Source organism: Mycobacterium angelicum (assembly GCF_002086155.1).
Lineage (GTDB): Bacteria > Actinomycetota > Actinomycetes > Mycobacteriales > Mycobacteriaceae > Mycobacterium > Mycobacterium angelicum.
The window spans coordinates 144,489-165,374 of the sequence record NZ_MVHE01000005.1; the positions used below are offsets into that span (position 1 = coordinate 144,489).

The window sequence follows — 20,886 nt, forward strand, 5'->3', positions numbered from 1 at the left end:
TGTGTAGTACGGTTCAGTACCGTGACTGTCGTAGTCACTAGCGTGATCGTGTCGCCCGCTCGTCGAAAGGTCAACGAGTGAACGGAATTTCAGTGGGATTTCGATGGCAGCCCTGGTGAAGCGGGGGTGGATGGCACTCGTCGCGGTGATCGTCGTCGCGGCAGCGGGCTTCGCCATCTACCGGCTGCACGGAATCTTCGGCTCCCAGAGCAACACAGCCGGCAAAGGCGGCATCTCCAACGAGATCGTCCCGTTCAACCCCAAGCAGGTAGTGCTGGAAGTATTCGGCGCTCCCGGCGCCGTAGCGACCATCAACTATCTGGACGTCAACGCCCAACCCCAGCAAGTGCTCAACGCGCCGCTGCCCTGGTCGTTCACCATCACCACCACCGAGCCGGCCGTCGTCGGCAACGTGGTGGCGCAGGGCGACGGTGACACCCTGGGCTGCCGCATCACCGTCAACGGAGAGGTCAAGGACGAACGCACCGTGAACAAAGTCCGTGCCTACACCTTCTGCCTGGACAAGTCCGGATGAGCGAGCAGCAACCGTCGCGGATACCGCGCGCCATCCGCCGGCTCTCGGTGCCGATCCTGCTGTTCTGGGTGGTGCTGGCGGGGATCACCAATGCCCTGGTGCCCCAACTGGAGGAGGTCGGCAAGACCCATAACGTCGCGCTGATCGCGCCCGAGGCGCCGTCGCTGCAGGCGACCAAGCGCATCGGCCAGGTGTTCAAGGAGTTCGACACCGATAGCACGGCAATGGTTGTGCTGGAAGGCGATCAGCCGCTCGGCGCCGATGCCCACCGCTACTACGACGACTTGGTTCGCAAACTCGAGCAGGACCGCAAGCACGTCGAGCACGTGCAGGACTTCTGGGGCGACACCCTGACCGCCGCGGGTTCGCAGAGCACCGACGGCAAGGCGGCCTATGTGCAACTGAACCTCGCGGGCAATCAGGGGTCCGCACTTGCCAACGAGTCCGTGGGTGCGGTGCGCGAGGTCATCGACCACACCAAGCCGCCGTCCGGGGTGAAGGTGTACGTCACCGGCGCGGCGCCGCTGATCTCCGATCAGTTCGACGTGGGCAGCAAGGGAACCGCGAAGGTCACCTCGATCACCGTCGGGGTGATCGCGCTGATGCTGCTTTTCGTTTACCGCTCGTTTTTCACCATGCTCCTGGTGCTGGTGACGGTCCTCGTCGAGATGGCCGCCGCGCGCGGCATCGTCGCCGTCCTCGGTCACGCCGGGATCATCGGGCTCTCGACGTACTCGACGAATCTGCTCACGCTGCTCGTCATCGCCGCCGGAACCGACTATGCGATATTCATCGTCGGCCGTTATCAAGAGGCCCGCGGCGCCGGAGAAGAGCGAGATACCGCGTACTACACCATGTTTCGCGGAACGGCCCACATCGTCTTGGGGTCGGGCCTGACCGTCGCCGGTGCCGTCTTCTGTTTGAGCTTCACCCGGTTGCCGTATTTCCAAAGCCTGGGTGTGCCCGCCGCGCTGGGCATTCTCATCGCGCTGGCGGCCGCACTCACCCTGGCGCCGGCGGTATTGACCCTTGGCGCCCGCGTCGGTGTCTTCGAACCCAAACGCAAGATGAGAACCCGCGGCTGGCGGCGGATCGGCACCGGCATCGTGCGCTGGCCCGGACCGGTTCTCGCGGTGGCGTGCGCGCTGGCCTTCGTGGGTCTGCTGGCCCTGCCCGGCTACAAGACGAGCTACGACACCCGTCCCTACATGCCCGCCAGCGCCCCGGCCAATGTCGGATACGCCGCGGCCGAACGACACTTTTCTCGGGCCCGGTTGGAGCCCGAATTGATGATGATCGAGACCGATCACGACATGCGCAACCCGGCCGACATGATCATCCTGGATCGGGTGGCCAAGGCGGTGTTCCACATTCCGGGTATCGCCCAGGTGCAGTCGATCACCAGGCCGTTGGGTACTCCGCTCACGCACAGCTCGCTGGCGTTTCAGATCAGCGCGCAAAGCGCCAACCAGATCGAAAACCTTGGCTACCAACGGGATCGCGCGAACGACTTGCTCAAACAGGCCGGCGAGCTGTCGAACTCCATCAACATTCTCAAGCAGCAGTACGTCTTGCAGCAGGAGTTGGCCGCCACGACCCACACCGAAGCCGAGAACTTCCGCGACACCATCGCCACCATCAACGAGCTAAGAGACAAGATCGCCAATTTCGACGACTTCTTCCGGCCGATTCGTAGCTATTTCTATTGGGAGAAGCACTGTTTCGATATCCCGGTCTGCTTTGCGATCAGGTCGGTCCTCGACGCGCTCGACGGCGTCGATCAGCTCAGCCAGAAATTCGAAGACCTCACCGCCACCTTGGACCGGCTCGACGCCCTGCAACCCAAACTGGTGGCCCTGATACCGCCCCAAATCGAAAGCCAGCAAACCAATCACGACTTGACTCTGGCGAACTACGCCACACTCTCGGGTATCTACGCACAAACGGCCGCCGCTATCGAGAACGCGACGGCGCTGGGGCGCGCGTTCGACGTGGCAAAGAACGACGACAGCTTCTACCTGCCGCCGGAGGTCTTCAACAACCCCGACTTCAAACGCGGCCTGAAACTGTTTCTCTCACCCGATGGCAAGGCCGCCCGGATGATCATCACCCACGAAGGCGATCCCGCTACGCCAGAAGGCATTTCGCACATCGAGCCGATCCGCAAGGCCGCGCACGAAGCGGTGAAGGGCACGCCCATGGCCGGCGCGCAGATCTATCTCGGGGGTACCGCGGCCACCTACAAGGACATTCAGGAAGGTGCGAAGTACGACCTGATGATCGCTGGAATCGCGGCCCTGGCCCTGATCCTGCTGATCATGATGATGATCACGCGGAGTTTGGTTGCCGCGCTTGTCATAGTCGGCACGGTGGCGTTGTCGCTGGGCGCCTCCTTCGGGCTGTCGCTGCTGGTGTGGCAGTACCTGCTGGGCATTCAGCTGTACTGGGTGGTGCTGGCGCTGGCCGTGATCCTGCTTTTGGCGGTGGGGTCGGACTACAACCTGTTGTTGATCTCGCGGTTCAAAGAGGAAATCGGCGCCGGCCTCAATACCGGCATCATCCGTGCCATGGCCGGATCCGGTTCCGTGGTGACGTCTGCGGGCCTGGTCTTCGCGGTGACCATGTGCGCGTTCGTGTTCAGCGGTTTTCAGGTGCTCGGTCAGATCGGGACGACGATCGGTCTTGGTCTGTTGTTCGACACGCTGATCGTGCGTTCGTTCATGACGCCGTCCATCGCCGCACTGCTCGGGCGCTGGTTCTGGTGGCCGCAACGGGTGCGCCCGCGTCCGGCCAGCACCATGCTGCGTCCCTACGGGCCGCGTCCGGCGGTGCGTCAGCTGCTGTTGTGGGAAGACGACGATCCGGTCGTTTCAGCGAAGTCGCACTAGCCCCCATGGTGGCGACCCGCTGCGCCCAGCTTCGCTGCGCTTGCGATCGCCACGGGCCTGATGGTGGCGACCGCTGCGCCCAGCTTCGCTGCGCTTGCGATCGCCACTAGTCCCCATGGTGGCGACCCGCTGCGCCCAGCTTCGCTGCGCTTGCGATCGCCACTAGCGCAGCATGGTTGCGACGATGCCGGCCAGATAGCCCAGCCGGGCCACCTCCGACGGCCGGAATTCCGGGCCGGGACGCCCCAGCACCACCGCGGTGTGCGGATCGCCCAACGGCGCGGCGACCATGGTGGTGTTCATGTCGCGCCAGGCCTGCGGCACCCACTCGGCGCCCCCGTCCAGCGACACGGCCCGCTCGATGGGCAGCCAGGGCGCAGAATCCGCCCGGGTCTCCGGCGCGCCCGGGCTACCGGCCAGTCGCAAGAGTTCTCCGTTGGAGCTGCGCAACACCGTGCACCAGCTCACCCGCAGGATTCTGGGCGCATGGTCGGCCAGCACCTGCAGCTTGGCCGCGTTGTCGCGGGCCGCGGCGACGTGGTCGAGCAGCTCCAATTCACGGTGTGCCTCCAGCAGACCGGTATGCGGACGCACACTGTCCACCTGCACACCGGGTAGCGCCTCGGCTGCGGTGATCAAGGTGTCGGGCATCGCCCCGGGGGGCAGTTCGACCACCAGGTCGTCGATCGCGTATCCGCCGCTGCGTTCGACCACGTCCAGCGACAGGATGTCGGCGCCTACAGATCCGAGCGCGACCGCCAGCGCCCCCAGGCGCCCTGGTCGGTCCTCGAGCTCGATGCGCAACAGATACGAAGGCACGGGCTTCACCTTTGCACAGCCATGTATCCACAGCATTTCGGCCACGAACGTGACGTCAGCGTCACACTCGGCGGCGAACGTGACGCCAGCGTCACGCTCGCGGCGGGCGGGCGGGAAGCCAGCATCCCCTTGGTCGGCAGCGCTGAGTGGCTAGCGCGGCGCGGTACCAATAGGATTCTGCGAGTTCGTCGCCATGGGTGCGACGAAGCGGCCCATCAACAGGGCCTCGCAGTGTCGAGTCGCTGTGCGCGACATGGTCTGATCAGGGAGTTCGCTGTGGATCAGTGGTCCAATTCGCCGGGTCGTTTTGGCGGCCCGAATCCCATCGGCGGCTTCGGCCACCCTGGGTCAGGGCCACCTTTGCCGCCCGGCTATCCGCCGCCGGTGCCCATGCCTCATGCGGCAAATCAAGCGGGTGCACCGCCGGTGGTAACGCCCGGATGGCAGCGACCGCCGTGGGCTGATCAACAAAATCCGCCGCAACATCTCATGCCGCAATTCGGTCCGGCCCCGCGGAAGAGCCGTAGGCGGCTCATAGTAGGTCTCGCATGCGGTCTGGCAATAGCCGTCGCAGCAGTGGCCGTCACAGTAGTTGTCATCTCACAAAGCGATGGGAACAAGCCACGCACCGCGGCCGAGGTGGTCAAGGGTTACCTAGAGGCCCTCGCCCGCGGGGACGCGCAGGGCGCGCTCTCGTATGCCAGCGATCAGCCCGCGACCAAATCATTTCTTACTGACGACGTGCTGAAGAAGCAGATTGCGAAGTGGCCCATCACCAATATTCGCATTCTGAACAACGACTCCAACCGGGTGCATGTTGCGGTTAATTTTGGCGACCAGACGTCAGACGAATCTTTTTGGCTTGAACAAATGGGTGATAAGGGCTGGAAGCTCAAAGAAGGCGCCATCAAATTAAAGTTTCTGAAATCGTCCAACGTCAAAGCGCTCAGCACGCTCACGCTATTCGGGGAGCCTTTCGACACCAATGAAGAGACCTATGTATTTCCCGGTTGGATCGATTTTGGGAATAGCAACGTGAATATCACGCAGAAACCTCCAAGCTATCCACTCCTGCTAAACGAATTGACTATCGCCGGCGCCTCGTCAAGCTTGATGATGAGTTATGACCTCAGCGACGCGGGTCGCGCCGGGGTTCAGGCCGCCGTGAAGAGCGCGGCCGAGGCCTGCGCAAAATCGGTGCAGCTGGCGCCCGTAAATTGTCCGCAAGGTGTGCGCGATCGAAGTTTGGTTGATGGGACGGCGCAATGGACCGCGCCGACCGATTACACCGACATCCGGCTCGGCTTCTTCGATGCCGAGACGTTGACAATGCGCTTATACGGGGACATCGATTTCCAGCTCACGGCAACGTCGACCTCGGGCCCGCCGAAATCAGGACGAGTCACCGCGGGCGTATCAGCCACCGCTGATCTGACGAAGAATCCGCCAGCGATCACCTTCAAATAGGGCCCATTTCGTGGCTGTGCTTGACCAGAAAGCGACAGAGTGACAAATCAGAATTGGTACGGACCGCAATCCGGGCCGGCTGAGCAGTGGCCCGGCGGCCCGCCGCAGCCCTGGGGCGGTGCGAATACGCCGGTGAACGCCTACGCTCCGCCGAGTGGTCCCGTGCCATTCGGGAGTCCGCCGACGCCCGGCTATGCGCCGCCAGCGTTCGGATTTCCCGGCACTTGGGGGCCACCTCCGCGCCCACCGGGCAGACGGCGTAAGCCACTTATCGTCACGCTGTTCGCATCGTCGGTGGTGTTGGTGGTAGTCGGCGTTGTCATGGCAATCGTTTTGACGACCGGCAACCAAGCAAGCTCGAACAGGGCGGGCGCGGGAAGCGCTGGTGACGTGGTCAAGGCGTATCTGGCGGCATTGGCGAAGGGCGACGCCGACGGCGCACTCTCGCTTGCTGTTGCCCAGCCCGCGTCGAAGAAGTACCTGACGAACGAAGCGCTCAAGCTGCAGATCGAGCATTGGCCGATCAAAGGCATTGCCATACTTGAGGATTCATCAAAGACGGAGCGTGGCGACTTGGCTATTGTGAAGGCCGCCGCCGACTTTGGCCCCCAACATTCGGAGGGCCAAATCCAGGTCAAGCGGTCCGGCGGTGTTTGGAAGCTAGCGAGTGCCACCGTCAACGTCATAACCATGTCGCAAATTCTGCAGGGGGGTCCAGCGACCAGCCTGACCATTCTGGGCAAGCCGCTCGGGCAGGATGCGAATTTTTATGTATTTCCGGGATATCTCGACCTGAAGTCCACCCGGTATGTCGACCTCAACGCGCCGCCCATGCTGCTCGACTCGCTTATCGGGGATGTGGCTACGACGCTCAACGTTGAGTACTCGGTCAATGAGGCGGGCCACGAGGCGGTCAAGGCGGCATTGGAGACCTGGATCAGGGGCTGCCTCAACGCACCCGGGTCGGAGCAGTTCTATAACTGCAAGCCGCAGCAGATCGACACGCCGATTAAGCCGGCAACGGCAGAGATTATCGGTCCCATCGATCTGAGTGCGGTCACCCAGAGCTTGGTGCCCATGACGCTAAGCGTGATGGTCACCGGCACCGCACACTACAACTTCACGGCCCAGACCGTCCGTGGCGAGACGGCCAGCTTCATTTCCACTCTTACGGTCGCGACAGCGGTCAACCTGGGCAAGGAGCCGCCCGTTGTGGGGCCGCTTCGGTAATTGTGCCGACCCCACGTCACGCATCCGCCCGATCTGTAACGAGTCAGTTCGAAAATCCGCAGAGAGTGATTATGACCACTAGTCGCGTTCAGCCCAACCAGCAGGAGATGGAGCACGCCTACCGCGTGGTGGACGAGATATCGCGTGCCTTCGCAGCCAAAGTCGTCGGCCAGGACTATTTGCGGGAGTCATTGTTGATCGGCATGTTGACTGGCGGGCATATCTTGCTCGAAGGCGTTCCCGGTCTGGCCAAGACAACGGCGGCGCGGGTTGTCGCCGATGCCATATCTGGTGGGTTCCAGCGGATCCAGTGCACGCCGGACCTGTTGCCCAGCGACATCGTGGGCACGCAAATCTACGACTCCGCGACCAATTCCTTTGGTACACAACTGGGCCCGGTGCACAGCAATATCGTCCTGCTGGACGAGATCAACCGTTCCAGCGCAAAGACACAAAGCGCGATGCTCGAGGCGATGGAGGAACGTCAGACAACCATCGCCGGTCGGGTCCATGTCATCCCGGATCCGTTCCTGGTGATCGCCACCCAAAATCCAGTAGACCAGGAAGGCACGTATCCGCTGTCCGAAGCGCAAACCGATCGATTCATGCTCAAGGAAGTACTTCGCTATCCACTGCCGGATGACGAAGTTGAAGTGATCGTCCGGATCGACGCGGGAGTATACAACCGAGGCGAAAAGCCCCGTGCGGTAGTGAGTCTCGACGAAATCGTGCAGTTGCAACGCATCGTTGGCAACATTCACATGGATCATGAGCTGATTCGGTACGCGAGTCAGCTTGTGCACGTGACGCGAAACCCGCGGCAGTTTCTCCCGCAGCAGCTGGCCCGGCTCATACAGTACGGCGCCAGCCCGCGCGCCACGATCGCCTTTTGCAAGACGGCCAGGGCGCTGGCCGTATTGTCAGGGCGCAACCACGTGATACCCGACGACATTCACAAAGTGGCCCATCGGGTGCTGCGGCATCGGCTGATCCTGGGTTTCGAGGCGGCCAACGTCAACGTCACCCCGGAAATCGTGATCGACGCTGTCCTGCAAGCTGTTCGGGTGCCCTGACCGGCGACCATGGGCCGACTTCTTAACCGCGCAAAATCCTTCTTCGGCACCGACACCCGAGGCATGCTCGAAGGCGGTCGCTACGCCTTGCTGCACACCAGAAGTCTCGAGCTCGACGACTTGCGCCCGTATGTCATCGGTGACGACGTCCGCGATATCGATTGGAAGGCGTCGGCGCGCTCCGGGTCGGTGCTCATAAAGCGCTTCGTCACAGAAAAGCATCACAAGATCCTTCTGGTGGCTGATACTGGCCGAAATATGGCGGCGCTGGCCGCAAGTGGCGAAATCAAGCGTGTGGTGGCCACGAATCTGATGGGTGCAATAGGCCTGATTTCGATGGGCCGAAGTGACGAAGTCGGCATGGTGTTCGGAGATTCGCGCGGCTCCGCGATGATACGCAGCCGCCGTGGGGAGACACATGTTGAAAGTATCTTGGAGCGTTTTCACAGCACTAGCAGCGGTGATGTCGGCCTCAGCGACATCGTCAGCCAGCTTGGCTTTGTGGCCAGGGGACACCGTCGCCGAGTGCTGCTTGTTGTGGTCTCCGATGAGCCGGAAATCACCCCCGCACTCGACGAAGTGCTCAAGCAATTGAGCGGACGCCACGAATTGATTTGGTTGATGATCGTAGACATGCCGGCCATTGGGTCGCCAGTAGGCGAGCAGGACGGCTTCGATGTTGCCACGGGGCGTTTCGTACTCAGCGGAGCGGCTTTCGGTCGGCGCGTGCTAGCGGCCTATCGTCTTGCCGAACAGCGCCGTGCCGCACGACTCGAGGAATTCCTCGCCACACATAATGTACGTTTCGTCCGGGTCGCAGGGAGCGCCGAAATCCGTTCCAAGATGGTTGAGATGACGGAAGCCTACCGCAATGCCGGCTGATGATTTGCTCCGTTTCATCGGTGGACCACTGGAAATATCGTCGTGGTGGCTGGTCCTTGGCACCGCTCTCATCGTTAGCGTAATCGCTTGGAGTGTAGCGGTTTTCGTCTGGACCTTGCCTCCATCGACGTTGCGCCGAACGCCGTTGATTCGCGCTGTTCATGCGCGCGTTAATCGTCGCCGGTTTATGCGGGCAATTCGCAGAATTGATGCGCGCTATCGAGATGGTGAGCTGACTTCGACTCAGGCCGGCGCAGCTATCAGCCGCATCCTGCGCAGTTTCCTATACGTCACAACCGGAGTCAGGGCTCAGTACATGCACGTTGGGCAAATGTACGGGGGTCGGCTCGCCGCGGCGGCCCCGGTGCTCGACGGTCTCAACCAGGCTCGGTTCAACCCTGGTGCGCGGGTGGATGTTGCCGGGTTAGGACGCTCGGCCGAGGAGCTGATCTCTTCGTGGAACTGAAATGGTGGCCGGTGCTCGTGGTCGGAACGCTGTGCCTGGCGGGCACGGTCGCCGCCTCTGCGCTGCTGCCGATGGCCCGGCTGCACCGAGTCCTTCGGCCATTGGCGCACGTCGACCGACTCACCCGGCTTCCGGAGTATGCCCGCGTCTACCGCATCTATTTCTTTTCGGTCGTTGTCACGGGCGTGCTGCTGTTGACGGCGTTCGTCACATCCTTGGTCGCCAGCGCGCGACCGGTCGGGATGTCATCCTCGACGCACGCCTTTGATACCGCACATCCCGAAGACATCATGTTGTGTGTCGGTGAACCCGTAACCGACCCCACCACGGCTGACTTTTTCAACTATTACGCCAGCTATGCACAGCAGCTCAAGCCTGTCGACAGCGCGCGCATCGGCGTCACCTCGGCGACATTGCGGGTCATCCCGTTGACCCGCGACCATCAGTACACCGCAGACCGCTTGAAAACGCTTGTGCGCCTTGCCCGAATCCAGCAGGATCTGGACACGCGAAGGCCGGTGGCCGAGGCTGACCGCACCGAACTGAAAACGGGCATCGAAGCGTTTTCCCGGCCGTTGGACTATGTCGACTATGCCCCGACCGTGGATGACGTGTTGGCACTGTGCATGACGGGCTTCCCGTCGTACCAAGCCAAAAGCGGACACCGGCGGCAATTGATCTACATCGGAGACAGCGAGATGCGAGGGCCCGCGGATCATCGTGCCTCGCTGTTCTCCAATGAAGACGTGAGACAGATGGCCGATCAGGCGGGAATCCAAATCAACGTGGTTGCCCGGTCGGATGTCGCGGCACCCTCAACGGAAAGTAATGACAAGTTGCGCTCCACGGCTATCGCCAGTGGCGGCCAGTTCTTTCTGTACAACCCGGCCGGTACCGCGCTTACCGATACGGGCACCGCCCCCACGCTCAGCCGGCGCCTCGACCAAATTCGGGACAGCGCCCCGAAAGTAGAGTTGCCCGGCGGCAAGGTCATCACCAGTCGATCCTGGGACTCACCGGAGTCACTGTTGATCGCGAGTGTCGTGGCCGCTGCCCTGCTATGCGTGTCTCTGGCGGTGTTGCGGCGATGACGTTCTATCCCGTACTGCCCGCGGTATCGGTCTTGATCGTCGGCGTGGTGTTGGTGCTGATCCGCATGATTGCTCTGTATCGAGTCTTGCTGCGGACCGCCTCAGGCCGATATCGAGTGGTGGTGGCGCGGTGGAGTGGGTTGACGCTGGCGGTCATTCTGCTCTTGCTGGCAGCCTGCCGTCCTGGATTCGACAGCGATCAGGCCGGTCCTTCGGTTGACGTCAATCCGGTCGCGCGGGTGGACCCGAATGTGAATGTGTTCTTCGTTGTCGACCGCTCGGTGAACTCACGTGTAGAGGATTTCGGGAAGGGCAAGTCGCGAATGTCAGGAATTCGCTCGGACCTCGGCGCACTGATCGACGAGTATCCCCATGCACGCTTCGCGGTGATTTCGTACGCCGGGAAGGCATCCATGGATTGGCCGCTGTCCGACGACACATCAAGCCTGCGGTCCATCGTCAAGGGACTGTCGCCGTACACGTTGGTGGCTCCGGATGCGATGTATCATGCGAACGCCGCCGCGGCCCGAAACATACTACGGGACAAGGTTGTTGAGGCTGCCAAGACTTTCCCTGACTCGAAGACCCTGGTGTTCTACTTCGGGGAGGGCGCGGCACGTTCACACATACCCGCGGCCTCGTTCGATATCGGGCCGGCGAAGGTCGCCGGAGGAGCTGTGCTTGGCTACGGGACGTCGGCGGGCGGACCGATTCCGCAAGGTTGGCTGGACGGCGAAATGGTTTATCAGGGCGACCCGGACGGAAACGGTCCGCTGACCTCGACGATCGATGAAGACCGGCTGAAAGCCATTGCCGGGCAGCTGAACGTGCCGTACTTTCACCGCGAGAGTGGACAGCCGATTAGCGGCGTCGCGCCCGCCGTCGACCAAACGGCCGACATGCAGCGGCGCGGCGACAGGTTGGTGGGGCAGTTCATCGAACGGCATGAGTGGTACTGGCTTTTCACGCTTTTCGCAGCTGCACTGCTGCTTGCCGAAATTGGACTGACCATCCGCGAGTATCGACGCAATCGCATGTCCCGGCGGGACCTCGGGCGTTGACGCTGTCCGATAGATTTCGGCCCGTGTCGGCACGGACCCGGCTGCGCAGACGGTTGTATCTGTCGTCTGCCCCCATACTCCTCGGCCTGCTGTTGGCGGCAATGAAGATGATCAGTGTGGGGATCGTCGGCAACTCGGCCGCAACCGATTTCAGCCAGCACGATATCGAGTCGCTGCGGCGTGACGTTTCTATGCTCAGCATCGCCAATGTGATCGAGCCGACCAAGACGTCATTCGTGGCCGGCGACTTGGCTGTGTTGGAAGGACGCCTCAGCGAAGCCGACGACCGCTTTTCGGAGGCCCTTGCCGGCACCGCAGAGTCCCAGTCCTGCCCGTTGCGAATCAACCTTCTCCTGGTTCGAGAGACTTTGGGAGACTTGGCCACTCGCGCAGGGAACAAGCGCGAGGCGGAGCGGCGTTACACGACGGCCATCGCTTTGGCTGCTGATGCACCCGCAAGGTGCTTCGCGGGTAATCTCGACCCCAACGCTGATCGGCGCGCGATCCGGGAGCATGCGATACCTCGGTTGCAACAAAAACTGGAGCTACTACACCGCCCGCCGGCCCCAGCGCCGCCACCCGCATCTGCCGTGACGTCCCCAGAGCCGCCGACGTCGCTCACTCCGCTTCCTTCGGCGCCGCCTCTACCAGGGCTGCCGCCCTCGGATCCGCCGCCCTCGACCGGACCGGGGTCGACGGGAACAGTGCCTGCGCCCGGACCGAACATGCCGCAGCTACCGCAAACCGGTATCTCGGAAGGGCCGGTGTTCGGACCGGACGGCGGGAATGGCCCAGGACCGAACGGCGCTGGCGCGCTCAATCCGGTCTCACCCGACCGGCTTCCCACCGGCGGCAGTGGTGCAGCTCCCGGGCATCGCCTGGGAACCGGCGATCCGATCGAAAGGCTGCAGCGACTGCTGGACAACTCGAACGCCTATGGCGACAACCAGGAATCAGCTGACGCCGGCCATTAGATCGAGAGCGCCCCACACCAGCGGGTAGGTTCTGTCGGCCTCCATCGGCCCACCGCCTAAAGCCCACCCACGACCCGCTGACCGCTTCCCATTAGGCTTTTCGCTCGTGTCCCAGATCTCCCGCGACGAGGTCGCGCACCTGGCCCGGCTGGCCCGGCTGGCGCTGACCGATACCGAGTTGGACAGCTTCGCCGGCCAGCTCGACGCCATCTTGACCCACGTCAGCCAAATCCAGGCCGTCGACGTCACCGGCGTCGAAGCCACCGACAACCCGCTTAAGGACGTCAACGTCACGCGCCCGGACGAGACGGCGCCGTGCCTGACCCAGCAGCAGGCGCTGGCCGCCGCGCCCGAAGCCGTCGACGGCCGCTTCGCCGTCCCGCAAATCCTCGGGGAGAGCCAGTGACCGACATCATTCGAGAAGACGCCGCCACCCTGGCCGCCAAGATCGCCGCCAAAGAGATTTCCTCCACCGAACTCACCCAGGCCTGCCTGGATCAAATCGAAGCAACAGACGACCGGTATCACGCCTTCCTGCATGTAGCGGCCGACCAGGCCTTGAGCGCGGCTGCAGCCGTCGACAAGGCGTTGGCCGCCGGCGAGCAGCTGCCGTCGCCGCTGGCCGGGGTGCCGCTGGCGCTCAAGGACGTTTTCACCACCATCGACATGCCGACCACCTGCGGGTCCAAGATTCTGGAGGGCTGGCGCTCGCCGTATGACGCCACCCTGACCACTCGATTGCGCGCGGCCGGGATCCCGATCCTGGGCAAGACCAATATGGACGAGTTCGCGATGGGCTCGTCGACCGAAAACTCCGCCTACGGCCCCACCCGCAACCCGTGGAATCTCGACCGGGTGCCCGGCGGTTCCGGCGGCGGCAGCGCGGCGGCGCTGGCCGCATTCCAGGCGCCGCTGGCCATCGGGTCCGACACGGGCGGATCCATCCGCCAGCCGGCCGCGCTCACGGCGACCGTCGGCGTCAAACCCACCTACGGAACCGTCTCCCGCTACGGGCTGGTGGCCTGCGCGTCGTCGCTGGACCAGGGCGGCCCCTGTGCGCGCACCGTCCTGGACACCGCCCTGCTGCACCAGGTGATCGCGGGCCATGACCCGCGCGACTCGACATCCATAGACGCGCCGGTGCCTGACGTTGTCACCGCGGCAAAGGCGCCCGGTGACCTCACCGACGTGCGCATCGGCGTGGTCCGCCAGCTGCACAGCGGCGAGGGCTACCAGCCGGGCGTGCTGGCCTCGTTCGAGGCCGCGGTCGCGCAGCTCAAGGCACTCGGTGCCCAAGTGAGCGAAGTGGATTGTCCGCACTTCGATTACGCGCTGGCCGCCTACTACCTGATTCTGCCGTCGGAGGTGTCGAGCAACCTGGCCCGCTTCGACGCCATGCGCTACGGACTGCGGGTCGGCGACGACGGCACGCACAGCGCCGAGGAGGTGATGGCGATGACGCGGGCCGCCGGTTTCGGTCCAGAAGTCAAGCGGCGCATCATGATTGGTGCCTACGCACTGTCGGCCGGTTACTACGACGCCTACTACAACCAGGCGCAGAAGGTGCGCACGCTGATCGCGCGCGACCTCGACGAGGCCTACCAATCCGTGGACGTGCTGGTATCGCCGGCCACCCCGACCACCGCGTTCGGGCTGGGCGAAAAGGTCGACGATCCGCTGGCGATGTACCTGTTCGACCTGTGCACCCTGCCGCTGAATTTGGCCGGCCACTGCGGCATGTCGGTTCCGTCGGGGCTGTCGCCGGACGACGGACTGCCGGTGGGCCTGCAGATCATGGCGCCCGCGTTGGCCGACGACCGGCTCTACCGGGTGGGGGCGGCTTACGAGGCCGCCCGCGGACCGCTGCCGACCGCGGTCTAACCGCGAGTGCCCCCGATCCGCGCAAGCAGGGCAAGATAAGGGAATGCGGATCGGAGTTCTCACCGGAGGCGGCGACTGCCCCGGCCTCAACGCTGTCATCCGGGCGGTGGTACGTACCTGCGATGCCCGGTACGGCTCGTCGGTGGTCGGTTTTCAGGACGGCTGGCGCGGTTTGCTGGAAAACCGGCGCATGCAGTTGCGCAACGACGATCGCAACGACCGGCTGCTGGCCAAGGGCGGAACGATGCTGGGTACCGCCCGCACCCACCCGGACAAGCTGCGGGCCGGGCTGGACCAGATCAAACAGACCCTCGACGACAACGGCATCGACGTACTGATCCCGATCGGCGGCGAGGGCACGCTGACGGCCGCGCACTGGCTATCCGAAGAAAACGTTCCGGTAGTGGGAGTGCCGAAGACGATCGACAACGATATCGATTGCACCGACGTGACTTTCGGCCACGACACCGCGCTGACGGTGGCCACCGAGGCCATCGACCGGTTGCACAGCACCGCCGAATCCCACCAGCGGGTGATGCTGGTGGAGGTGATGGGCCGACACGCCGGGTGGATCGCGCTGAACTCCGGGCTGGCGTCCGGTGCGCACATGACGCTGATCCCCGAACAGCCCTTCGACATCGAAGAGGTGTGCCGGCTGGTCAAACAGCGCTTCCAGCGCGGCGATTCGCATTTCATCTGTGTGGTCGCCGAGGGCGCTAAGCCGATCCCGGGCACGATTGCCTTGCGCGAAGGCGGCATCGACGAGTTCGGCCACGAGCGGTTCACCGGTGTGGCAGCGCAGCTCGGATACGAGGTGGAGAAGCGCATCAATAAGGAGGTGCGGGTGACGGTGCTGGGTCACGTCCAGCGCGGCGGCACTCCGACGGCCTATGACCGGGTGCTGGCCACCAGGTTCGGGGTCAATGCCGCCGACGCTGCGCACGCCGGTGAATACGGTCAGATGGTGTCGTTGCGCGGTCAGGACATCGGCCGGGTGGCCCTGGCCGACGCGGTGCGCCAGCTCAAGCTGGTACCGCCGAGCCGCTATGACGACGCGGCCGCGTTCTTCGGTTAGGCCTCCGAGGCCAGCAGCTCCGATGTGTGCCGCGGTTGAGCCGGCGGCGGGACCGGGCGTGGCCTACTGCGGACCTGCTGCGGCCACCAGAACCAGCGTCCCAACAGCGCCGCGATCGACGGGGTCATGAACGAGCGCACCACGAGCGTGTCGAACAGCAGGCCCATTCCGATGGTGCTGCCCACCTGAGCCAGGATGATCAGCGCGCTGGCCCCCATGGTGATCATGGTGAACGCGAAGACCAGTCCGGCTGAGGTCACGACGGCGCCGGTGCCCGCCATGGACCGGATGATGCCGGTCTTGATGCCTGCGTGTATTTCCTCTTTGAACCGCGCTACCAGCAGCAGGTTGTAGTCGGATCCCACCGCCAGCAGGATGATCACGGACATGGCCAGGATCATCCAATGCAGATCGATGCCCAGGATGTACTGCCAGATGAGCACGGACAGGCCGAACGACGTCCCGAGTGAGAGCAGGACCGTCCCGACGATGACCGCCGCGGCAACCACCGCACGCGTCAGGATCAGCATGACGATGAAGATCAGGATCAGCGCGCCCACCCCGGCGATCAGCAGGTCGTAGGTGGAGCCCTCTTTCATGTCCTTGGCGGTGGCCGCGGTTCCCGCGATGTAGATCCGGGCACTTTCCAAGGGCGTGCCCTTGATGGCCTCGAAGGCGGCGTTGCGGATCGCGTTGACGTGGCCGATACCCTCGGTGCTGGCGGGGTCGCCGAGGTGAGAAATGATGAACCGCACCGCTTTTCCGTCCGGTGAGATGAACATGTCCATGCCCCGCTTGAAGTCGGGATTGTCGAAGACCTCCGGGGGCAGATAGAACGAGTCGTCGTTCTTGGATCTGTCGAAGGCCTGGCCCATCGCGTTGCCTTTGCCGCTCATCGCGGCAGCCTGGTCCTGCAGTCCTGCCATCGTGCTGTGCATCGACAACGTCATGGTGTGCATCGACTTCATCATCGAGATCATCGGAGTCATCAGTTTCAGCATTTCGGGCATGACCGCGTCGAGTTTGTCCATCTTGGGGACGAGATCGCCGATTGCGTCGCTGAGCGTGTCGACGCCGTCCAGCGTGTCGAACACCGAACGCAGCGCCGCACATACCGGGATGTCGAAACAGTGCTTCTCCCAATAGAAGTAGCTGCGGACGGGCCGGAAGAAATCGTCGAAATCCGAGATGTGGTCGCGTAGTTCGTTTACCTGGGACACCATGGTCTTGGTCAGCGTGACGATGTCGTGGGTGACGCCGGTGAGTTCCTTCATGATCCCGATCATCGTTTCCATCGTGGCGATCATGGTCTCCATCTGGTCGGCCATCACCAGCATGTCGTCCATCTGGGCCTGCATGTAGTCCCGCGTCAACTCCTGTCCGACGCCCTGCATCCCCATCTGATAGGGGATGGACGTGTGGTCGATAGGAGTGCCCAGCGGCCGGGTGATGCTCTGCACACGCGCGATGCCAGGGGTGTGAAAGACATTGCGCGCTATGCGTTCAATGATCAGCATGTTCGCGGAGTTGCGCAGATCCTGGTCGGTTTGCACCATCAGAATCTCCGGATTCATCCGTGCCTGGGAGAAATGCCGGTCGGCGGCCTGGAATCCCTGCATGGCGATTATGTTGTCGGGCATGTACTTTCGGTCGTTGAAGCTGGTCCGGTAGCCCGGCAGTGCGATGAGCCCGACCAACGCCAGGGCGCAGGCCGCGGCCAGGATCGGTCCCGGCCAGCGGACCACCGCCGTCCCCACCCGTCGCCAACCACGTGTTCGCGCAGCGCGTTTGGGCTCGAACAGTTTGAACCGGCTGCCGACCACCAGCATCGCCGGCGCCATGGTCAGCGATGCCAGCACCGCCACCATGATCCCGATCGCCAGTGGAACGCCCAGCGTCTGAAAATAGGGCAGCCGGGTGAAGTGCAGGCAGTACGTCGCACCGGCGATCGTGAGACCGGAACCGAGAATGACGTGTGCGGTACCGCGATACATTGTGTAGAAAGCGGTTTCGCGGTCCTCGCCGGCGTTGCGTGCTTCGTGGTAGCGGCCCAGAACGAAGATCGCGTAGTCGGTGCCCGCCGCGATGCCCAACATGGTCAACAGGTTCACCGAGAACGTCGACAACCCGATCAGGTTGTAGTGCCCCAAGGCGGCCACCACGCCACGGGCAGCCGTGATCTCCAGCATCACCATCACCAACACCAGCCCGACCGTGATGACCGAGCGGTAGACGATGAACAAGCTGACCAAGATGACCAGCATGGTGATCGCGGTGACCAACTTCAGGCTTTTGTCCCCGACCTGGTGCTGATCGGCGATCAGCGCGGCGCCGCCGGTGACGTATACGTGCAGGCCGGACGGCAGCGGCGTGCTGGCGACGATCCGGCGGACCGCGGCGATGGAATCGTTGGCCCGCGCTTCACCTTGATTGCCGGCGAGATTCAGCTGGACGTAGGTGGCTTTGCCGTCGGGGCTTTGTGCGCCGGCCGCGGTCAGCGGGTCACCCCAGAAATCCTGGATGTGCTCGATATCGGACTTGTCGGCCCGCAGCTTCCTGACCAACTCGGCGTAGTAGCGATGCGCCTCGTCGCCAAGGGGCTGGTCGCTTTCGAGCACGATCATCGCCGACGAGTCGGAGTCGGACTCCTTGAAGACATGCCCAATGTGCTTCATGGCCTGCATCGAGGGAGCGTCGGCGGGGCTCAGTGACACCGAGTGCTCCTGGCCCACGTCTTCCAGTGCGGGGACCGCAATGTTGAGCAGCACAGCCAGCGCAATCCAGCCCAGCAGCAGGGGCAGCGCGAATGTGCGAATGAACCGGGGGATTCTCATGCCGACTTCACCTGGCAGAAGGTGAACGCATCGACGCCTTGCGCGGACTTCTCGTCCTTGACCTTGCCGTCGACGGTGATGCGGCAGCTGATGGTGTGGCCGTCGCCCTGCGCCAACAAGATCGGACTGGTGGCCGGTGCCGTCGTGGTGAGCGTCAGCGTCCAGGGCAGCGGGGCTTGTTTGACGCTTTGCGGATTCGCCGACAGGTCAAGGTAATTGATGGTCGCCAGGCTGCCAGGTGGCCCGAACACCTCATAGGTCACCCGCTTGGGGTTGAACGGCGGCGGGTCCTTGGCAATGCCGGAGCCTTCCCGGGTGATCTCGTTGTCCGAGCCGAAAATCCCGTGCATCCGGTGGATCACGAAACCCCCTAGCGTCAACGCCACCAAGACCAGCAGCGGCAACCAGTACCGCCTGACCGTCGTCATCATGAGAGCCCTACCTCGCAGTGTTTTCTGGCACGAGCAGGGGGTTTTCGCTTGGCAGTCAGATGAGCGGTGACCATGTCGGCGATTTCGCGGGCCCACTCCTTCCACGTCAGGCCGTCGGGCAACCAGGGAGACATCGCGGCGCGGTGCGTCCCGGCCGCAATCACGGTGCGAAAGGCGATGTTGAGCGCCATCGTGGGATCGGGGTGGCCGATGTGCTGCCGGTGCGCCGCCGCCGCGTCGACGAAGCGCTGCTGCAAGTCGGTGACGGTGCGCATGCCCTGCTCGGGAGGGTCGGCCCGGCGGCCACTGGCTAGCAGGACGGGAATGAGCCGGCCGCTTTGGTTGAGGGTTTCGGCCAACGCCGTGGTGAAGGCGTCGATGACGCCACCCAGTGATGGCTCGGCCTGGTCGAGTGCCGCGCCGACGGCCTCTTCCAGTCGCTCTGCCAGCGCTAGCTTTACCGCGTCGATCAACTGCTCTTTGCTTGCGAACCGTCGGTAGACGCCGCCGACGGAGACGCCGGCGTGATTGGCGACGCGCGCGATCGTGAGCTTTTCCGGCCCTTCGCTGACCAAGACTTCTTCGGCCGAGGTGAGTAGCCGCCGTAGCGCGGCGCGACTGCGGGCCTGCTGGGGCGGCGGCGCCGGCATGGGTGCATCCCGCACTGCTGGATCCTTTCCGCCTGGCGTAAGGCGCGCGAAAAGTGTTCTGGCGCAGGCTATTTGCCGCCTCGCTCGGAACCATGGCGCCAAACAAGAATGCGAATTTCTATTCGCATATTACGGCGGTGACACCGCCGGCTCAATACCCGATTTGGTTACCGCAGCCGAACCTTCGGGTTTCCTATGAGGAAACGTCGCGAAGTTTCCGGTGCGGCAAACCGGGTAACGCAATGACACATGAACAACCGCGATCCATATCGCGAGGCAGCTCCGCAATCGCTACCGTCGCCCGCGGCACTAGGCCCTCCGACGCCCCGGCCACGCTGGCGAGACAGGCGGGTGCGCCAGCAGGTCGACGTAGCGACCGTGCCGCGCCGGGTTCAGCAGCTCAGTAATCCCGCCTATCAACGGCAGGCCATGGCGACGGGCGGGCCGGCCACCGCTCCATTCCGGCGGGTGCCGACGCCCGCGTCCACCGGACCGGAGAAAGTCGCGTCCGGCGCAGCGCCCGATTTCGACGCGAGTCCGGCCTGGAGGTCCGGCAGGTTCGACTGGCGGCGGCTGCTGGAGCGCATCAGGCAAATCCGTTCCCGGCCGAGCCGCGACGAGCTGTACCTGAACTGGCTGCGCGACCGGGCCTCCAGACCGGTAGGCAACGCCTACCCGATCGCGGTTCTCAACCTCAAAGGCGGCGTGGGCAAGACCACGGTCGTCGAAGCGCTCGGGTCCACCCTTGCTGACGTCCGCAACGGCGGCGTCATCGCCATCGACCTCGATACCGGCGATCTCGCCGAACGGCACGGGCGGCGCCGCCAGATCAACATGGCCGAGACACTCGCCGACGGTTCGGTTCCCCCGTATCTGGACGAGCGCGCGCACGCATACCGCAACGGTTCGGGGCTGGACGTGCTGGGACTGCCCAAATACTCGCCCAGTGAGTGGCGACGTGAGCACGACGATTTCGTCAGCGGGCTGTCCAAGCTGGGAAAGAGCTACTCGGTACTGCTGGTTGACTGCCTGAAGTCGGTGAACTCCGGTGTGATGCGAGCGGTCCTGGTGGAGTCCCGCGCTCTCGTCATCGTCAGCGGTGCATCGGTCGACGCGCTGCGAAAGACCCGAACCACGCTGAACTTGTTGCGCGACAACGGATATCAGCGACTGTTGGAATCGGCGGTGCTGGTGGTCAACCGCACCGACCGGTCCAGGCCGAGAGCCGCGGCCAACACCGAACTCGCCCAGCTGTCCGGTCGGGTGGGGGCGGTCTTCATTTTGCCGTTCGATCGCCATGTACGCGAGGGCGCCGAGATCGTTCTGGAGCGGCTGAACCGCAAGAGCCGGCGCCGCTATCTCGAGCTGGCTGCGGTGCTGGTCGACCTGGCCGCCAGCAGCGCCGTGGAGCGAAATGCCGTCGCCGAAATCGGCGCGTATCCGCGTTCCGGTTGAACCCCGGATGGCGTGAAATTGTCGAATAGCTGAATTCCGCGTGGCGCCCGCAGTGGTGTCCTGGGGGTTTGCGG

Annotated in this window: 18 protein-coding genes; 14 read left to right on the top strand and 4 right to left on the bottom strand. The window is 63.7% G+C overall.

What is annotated here, in order from left to right; all coding sequences use genetic code 11:
- The first annotated feature begins 103 nt into the window (after positions 1–103).
- Together BST12_RS05785 and BST12_RS05790 are read left to right on the top strand one after the other, a co-directional pair.
- On the top strand, positions 104–535 hold the full coding sequence (locus BST12_RS05785) for an MmpS family transport accessory protein (RefSeq protein WP_211281215.1): 432 nt from the start codon (positions 104–106) through the stop codon (positions 533–535).
- Positions 532–3,423, top strand: a complete 2,892-nt coding sequence (locus tag BST12_RS05790; RefSeq protein ID WP_083112056.1) for an MMPL/RND family transporter — start codon at positions 532–534, stop codon at positions 3,421–3,423. The genes BST12_RS05785 and BST12_RS05790 overlap by 4 nt, the downstream gene beginning before the upstream one ends.
- Before the next feature lie 162 nt (positions 3,424–3,585).
- Here BST12_RS05790 and BST12_RS05795 read toward each other — a convergent pair whose 3' ends face one another.
- Positions 3,586–4,242 carry an ACT domain-containing protein gene (locus tag BST12_RS05795; RefSeq protein ID WP_139801505.1) on the bottom strand — a complete coding sequence of 219 codons (657 nt, stop codon included), beginning with the start codon at positions 4,240–4,242 and terminating at the stop codon, positions 3,586–3,588.
- A gap of 576 nt (positions 4,243–4,818) precedes the next feature.
- Between BST12_RS05795 and BST12_RS31890 the strand changes: the two genes are divergently transcribed.
- The 11 genes from BST12_RS31890 (at position 4,819) to BST12_RS05850 (ending at position 15,442) form a co-directional block, all read left to right on the top strand.
- Positions 4,819–5,709 (top strand): DUF4878 domain-containing protein, encoded by an 891-nt coding sequence (locus tag BST12_RS31890; RefSeq protein ID WP_170062056.1) that lies wholly within the window; start codon positions 4,819–4,821, stop codon positions 5,707–5,709.
- 294 nt (positions 5,710–6,003) lie between these two features.
- Positions 6,004–6,939 (top strand): DUF4878 domain-containing protein, encoded by a 936-nt coding sequence (locus tag BST12_RS05805; protein WP_083112057.1) that lies wholly within the window; start codon positions 6,004–6,006, stop codon positions 6,937–6,939.
- Positions 6,940–7,010: 71 nt separating this feature from the next.
- The gene (locus BST12_RS05810) at positions 7,011–8,012 is read left to right on the top strand and encodes an AAA family ATPase (protein ID WP_083112058.1); all 1,002 of its coding nucleotides are present in this window, start codon (positions 7,011–7,013) and stop codon (positions 8,010–8,012) included.
- 9 nt (positions 8,013–8,021) lie between these two features.
- Positions 8,022–8,894, top strand: a complete 873-nt coding sequence (locus tag BST12_RS05815; protein ID WP_083112059.1) for a DUF58 domain-containing protein — start codon at positions 8,022–8,024, stop codon at positions 8,892–8,894.
- Positions 8,884–9,360, top strand: coding sequence for a hypothetical protein (locus tag BST12_RS05820; protein WP_083112060.1), 477 nt, complete (start codon positions 8,884–8,886; stop codon positions 9,358–9,360). The genes BST12_RS05815 and BST12_RS05820 overlap by 11 nt, the downstream gene beginning before the upstream one ends.
- A complete protein-coding gene (locus tag BST12_RS05825; RefSeq protein WP_083112061.1) occupies positions 9,351–10,451 on the top strand; it encodes a hypothetical protein in 1,101 nt (366 codons plus the stop codon). Before BST12_RS05820 ends, BST12_RS05825 begins: the two co-directional genes overlap by 10 nt.
- Before the next feature lie 32 nt (positions 10,452–10,483).
- Positions 10,484–11,512, top strand: coding sequence for a vWA domain-containing protein (locus BST12_RS05830; protein ID WP_139801506.1), 1,029 nt, complete (start codon positions 10,484–10,486; stop codon positions 11,510–11,512).
- Between the two features lie 23 nt (positions 11,513–11,535).
- Entirely contained in the window at positions 11,536–12,486 is a 951-nt protein-coding gene (locus BST12_RS05835) for a hypothetical protein (protein ID WP_083112063.1), read from the top strand.
- A 106-nt stretch (positions 12,487–12,592) separates the two neighbouring features.
- Positions 12,593–12,892, top strand: coding sequence for an Asp-tRNA(Asn)/Glu-tRNA(Gln) amidotransferase subunit GatC (gene gatC / locus BST12_RS05840; protein WP_083112064.1), 300 nt, complete (start codon positions 12,593–12,595; stop codon positions 12,890–12,892).
- The gene (gene gatA, locus BST12_RS05845; protein ID WP_083112065.1) at positions 12,889–14,367 is read left to right on the top strand and encodes an Asp-tRNA(Asn)/Glu-tRNA(Gln) amidotransferase subunit GatA; all 1,479 of its coding nucleotides are present in this window, start codon (positions 12,889–12,891) and stop codon (positions 14,365–14,367) included. The genes gatC and gatA overlap by 4 nt, the downstream gene beginning before the upstream one ends.
- Before the next feature lie 43 nt (positions 14,368–14,410).
- On the top strand, positions 14,411–15,442 hold the full coding sequence (locus tag BST12_RS05850; protein ID WP_083112066.1) for an ATP-dependent 6-phosphofructokinase: 1,032 nt from the start codon (positions 14,411–14,413) through the stop codon (positions 15,440–15,442).
- On the opposite strand, the gene BST12_RS05855 is transcribed toward BST12_RS05850, so the two are convergent.
- Genes BST12_RS05855 through BST12_RS05865 form a run of 3 tightly spaced genes read right to left on the bottom strand, consistent with a single transcriptional unit; the run spans position 15,439 to position 19,372 of the window.
- Entirely contained in the window at positions 15,439–18,276 is a 2,838-nt protein-coding gene (locus tag BST12_RS05855) for an MMPL/RND family transporter (protein WP_083112067.1), read from the bottom strand. The two genes, BST12_RS05850 and BST12_RS05855, sit on opposite strands and share 4 nt — an antisense overlap.
- A complete protein-coding gene (locus BST12_RS05860) occupies positions 18,273–18,707 on the bottom strand; it encodes an MmpS family transport accessory protein (protein WP_139801507.1) in 435 nt (144 codons plus the stop codon). Before BST12_RS05860 ends, BST12_RS05855 begins: the two co-directional genes overlap by 4 nt.
- Positions 18,704–19,372, bottom strand: coding sequence for a TetR/AcrR family transcriptional regulator (locus BST12_RS05865; protein WP_083112068.1), 669 nt, complete (start codon positions 19,370–19,372; stop codon positions 18,704–18,706). Before BST12_RS05865 ends, BST12_RS05860 begins: the two co-directional genes overlap by 4 nt.
- A gap of 336 nt (positions 19,373–19,708) precedes the next feature.
- Here BST12_RS05865 and BST12_RS05870 point away from each other — a divergent pair, with 336 nt between their 5' ends.
- Positions 19,709–20,812, top strand: coding sequence for a MinD/ParA family ATP-binding protein (locus BST12_RS05870; RefSeq protein ID WP_245850091.1), 1,104 nt, complete (start codon positions 19,709–19,711; stop codon positions 20,810–20,812).
- Positions 20,813–20,886 lie beyond the last annotated feature (74 nt).

What these genes read in the sequence shown, in the direction of transcription:
- BST12_RS05785 (WP_211281215.1), top strand. Translation starts at nt 104, where the DNA reads ATGGCAGCCCTGGTGAAGCGGGGGTGGATGGCACTCGTCGCGGTGATC.
- BST12_RS05810 (WP_083112058.1), top strand. Translation starts at nt 7,011, where the DNA reads ATGACCACTAGTCGCGTTCAGCCCAACCAGCAGGAGATGGAGCACGCC.
- BST12_RS05815 (WP_083112059.1), top strand. Translation starts at nt 8,022, where the DNA reads ATGGGCCGACTTCTTAACCGCGCAAAATCCTTCTTCGGCACCGACACC.
- BST12_RS05820 (WP_083112060.1), top strand. Translation starts at nt 8,884, where the DNA reads ATGCCGGCTGATGATTTGCTCCGTTTCATCGGTGGACCACTGGAAATA.
- BST12_RS05850 (WP_083112066.1), top strand. Translation starts at nt 14,411, where the DNA reads ATGCGGATCGGAGTTCTCACCGGAGGCGGCGACTGCCCCGGCCTCAAC.
- BST12_RS05855 (WP_083112067.1), bottom strand. Translation starts at nt 18,276, where the DNA reads ATGAGAATCCCCCGGTTCATTCGCACATTCGCGCTGCCCCTGCTGCTG.
- BST12_RS05860 (WP_139801507.1), bottom strand. Translation starts at nt 18,707, where the DNA reads ATGATGACGACGGTCAGGCGGTACTGGTTGCCGCTGCTGGTCTTGGTG.
- BST12_RS05790 (WP_083112056.1), top strand. Translation starts at nt 532, where the DNA reads ATGAGCGAGCAGCAACCGTCGCGGATACCGCGCGCCATCCGCCGGCTC.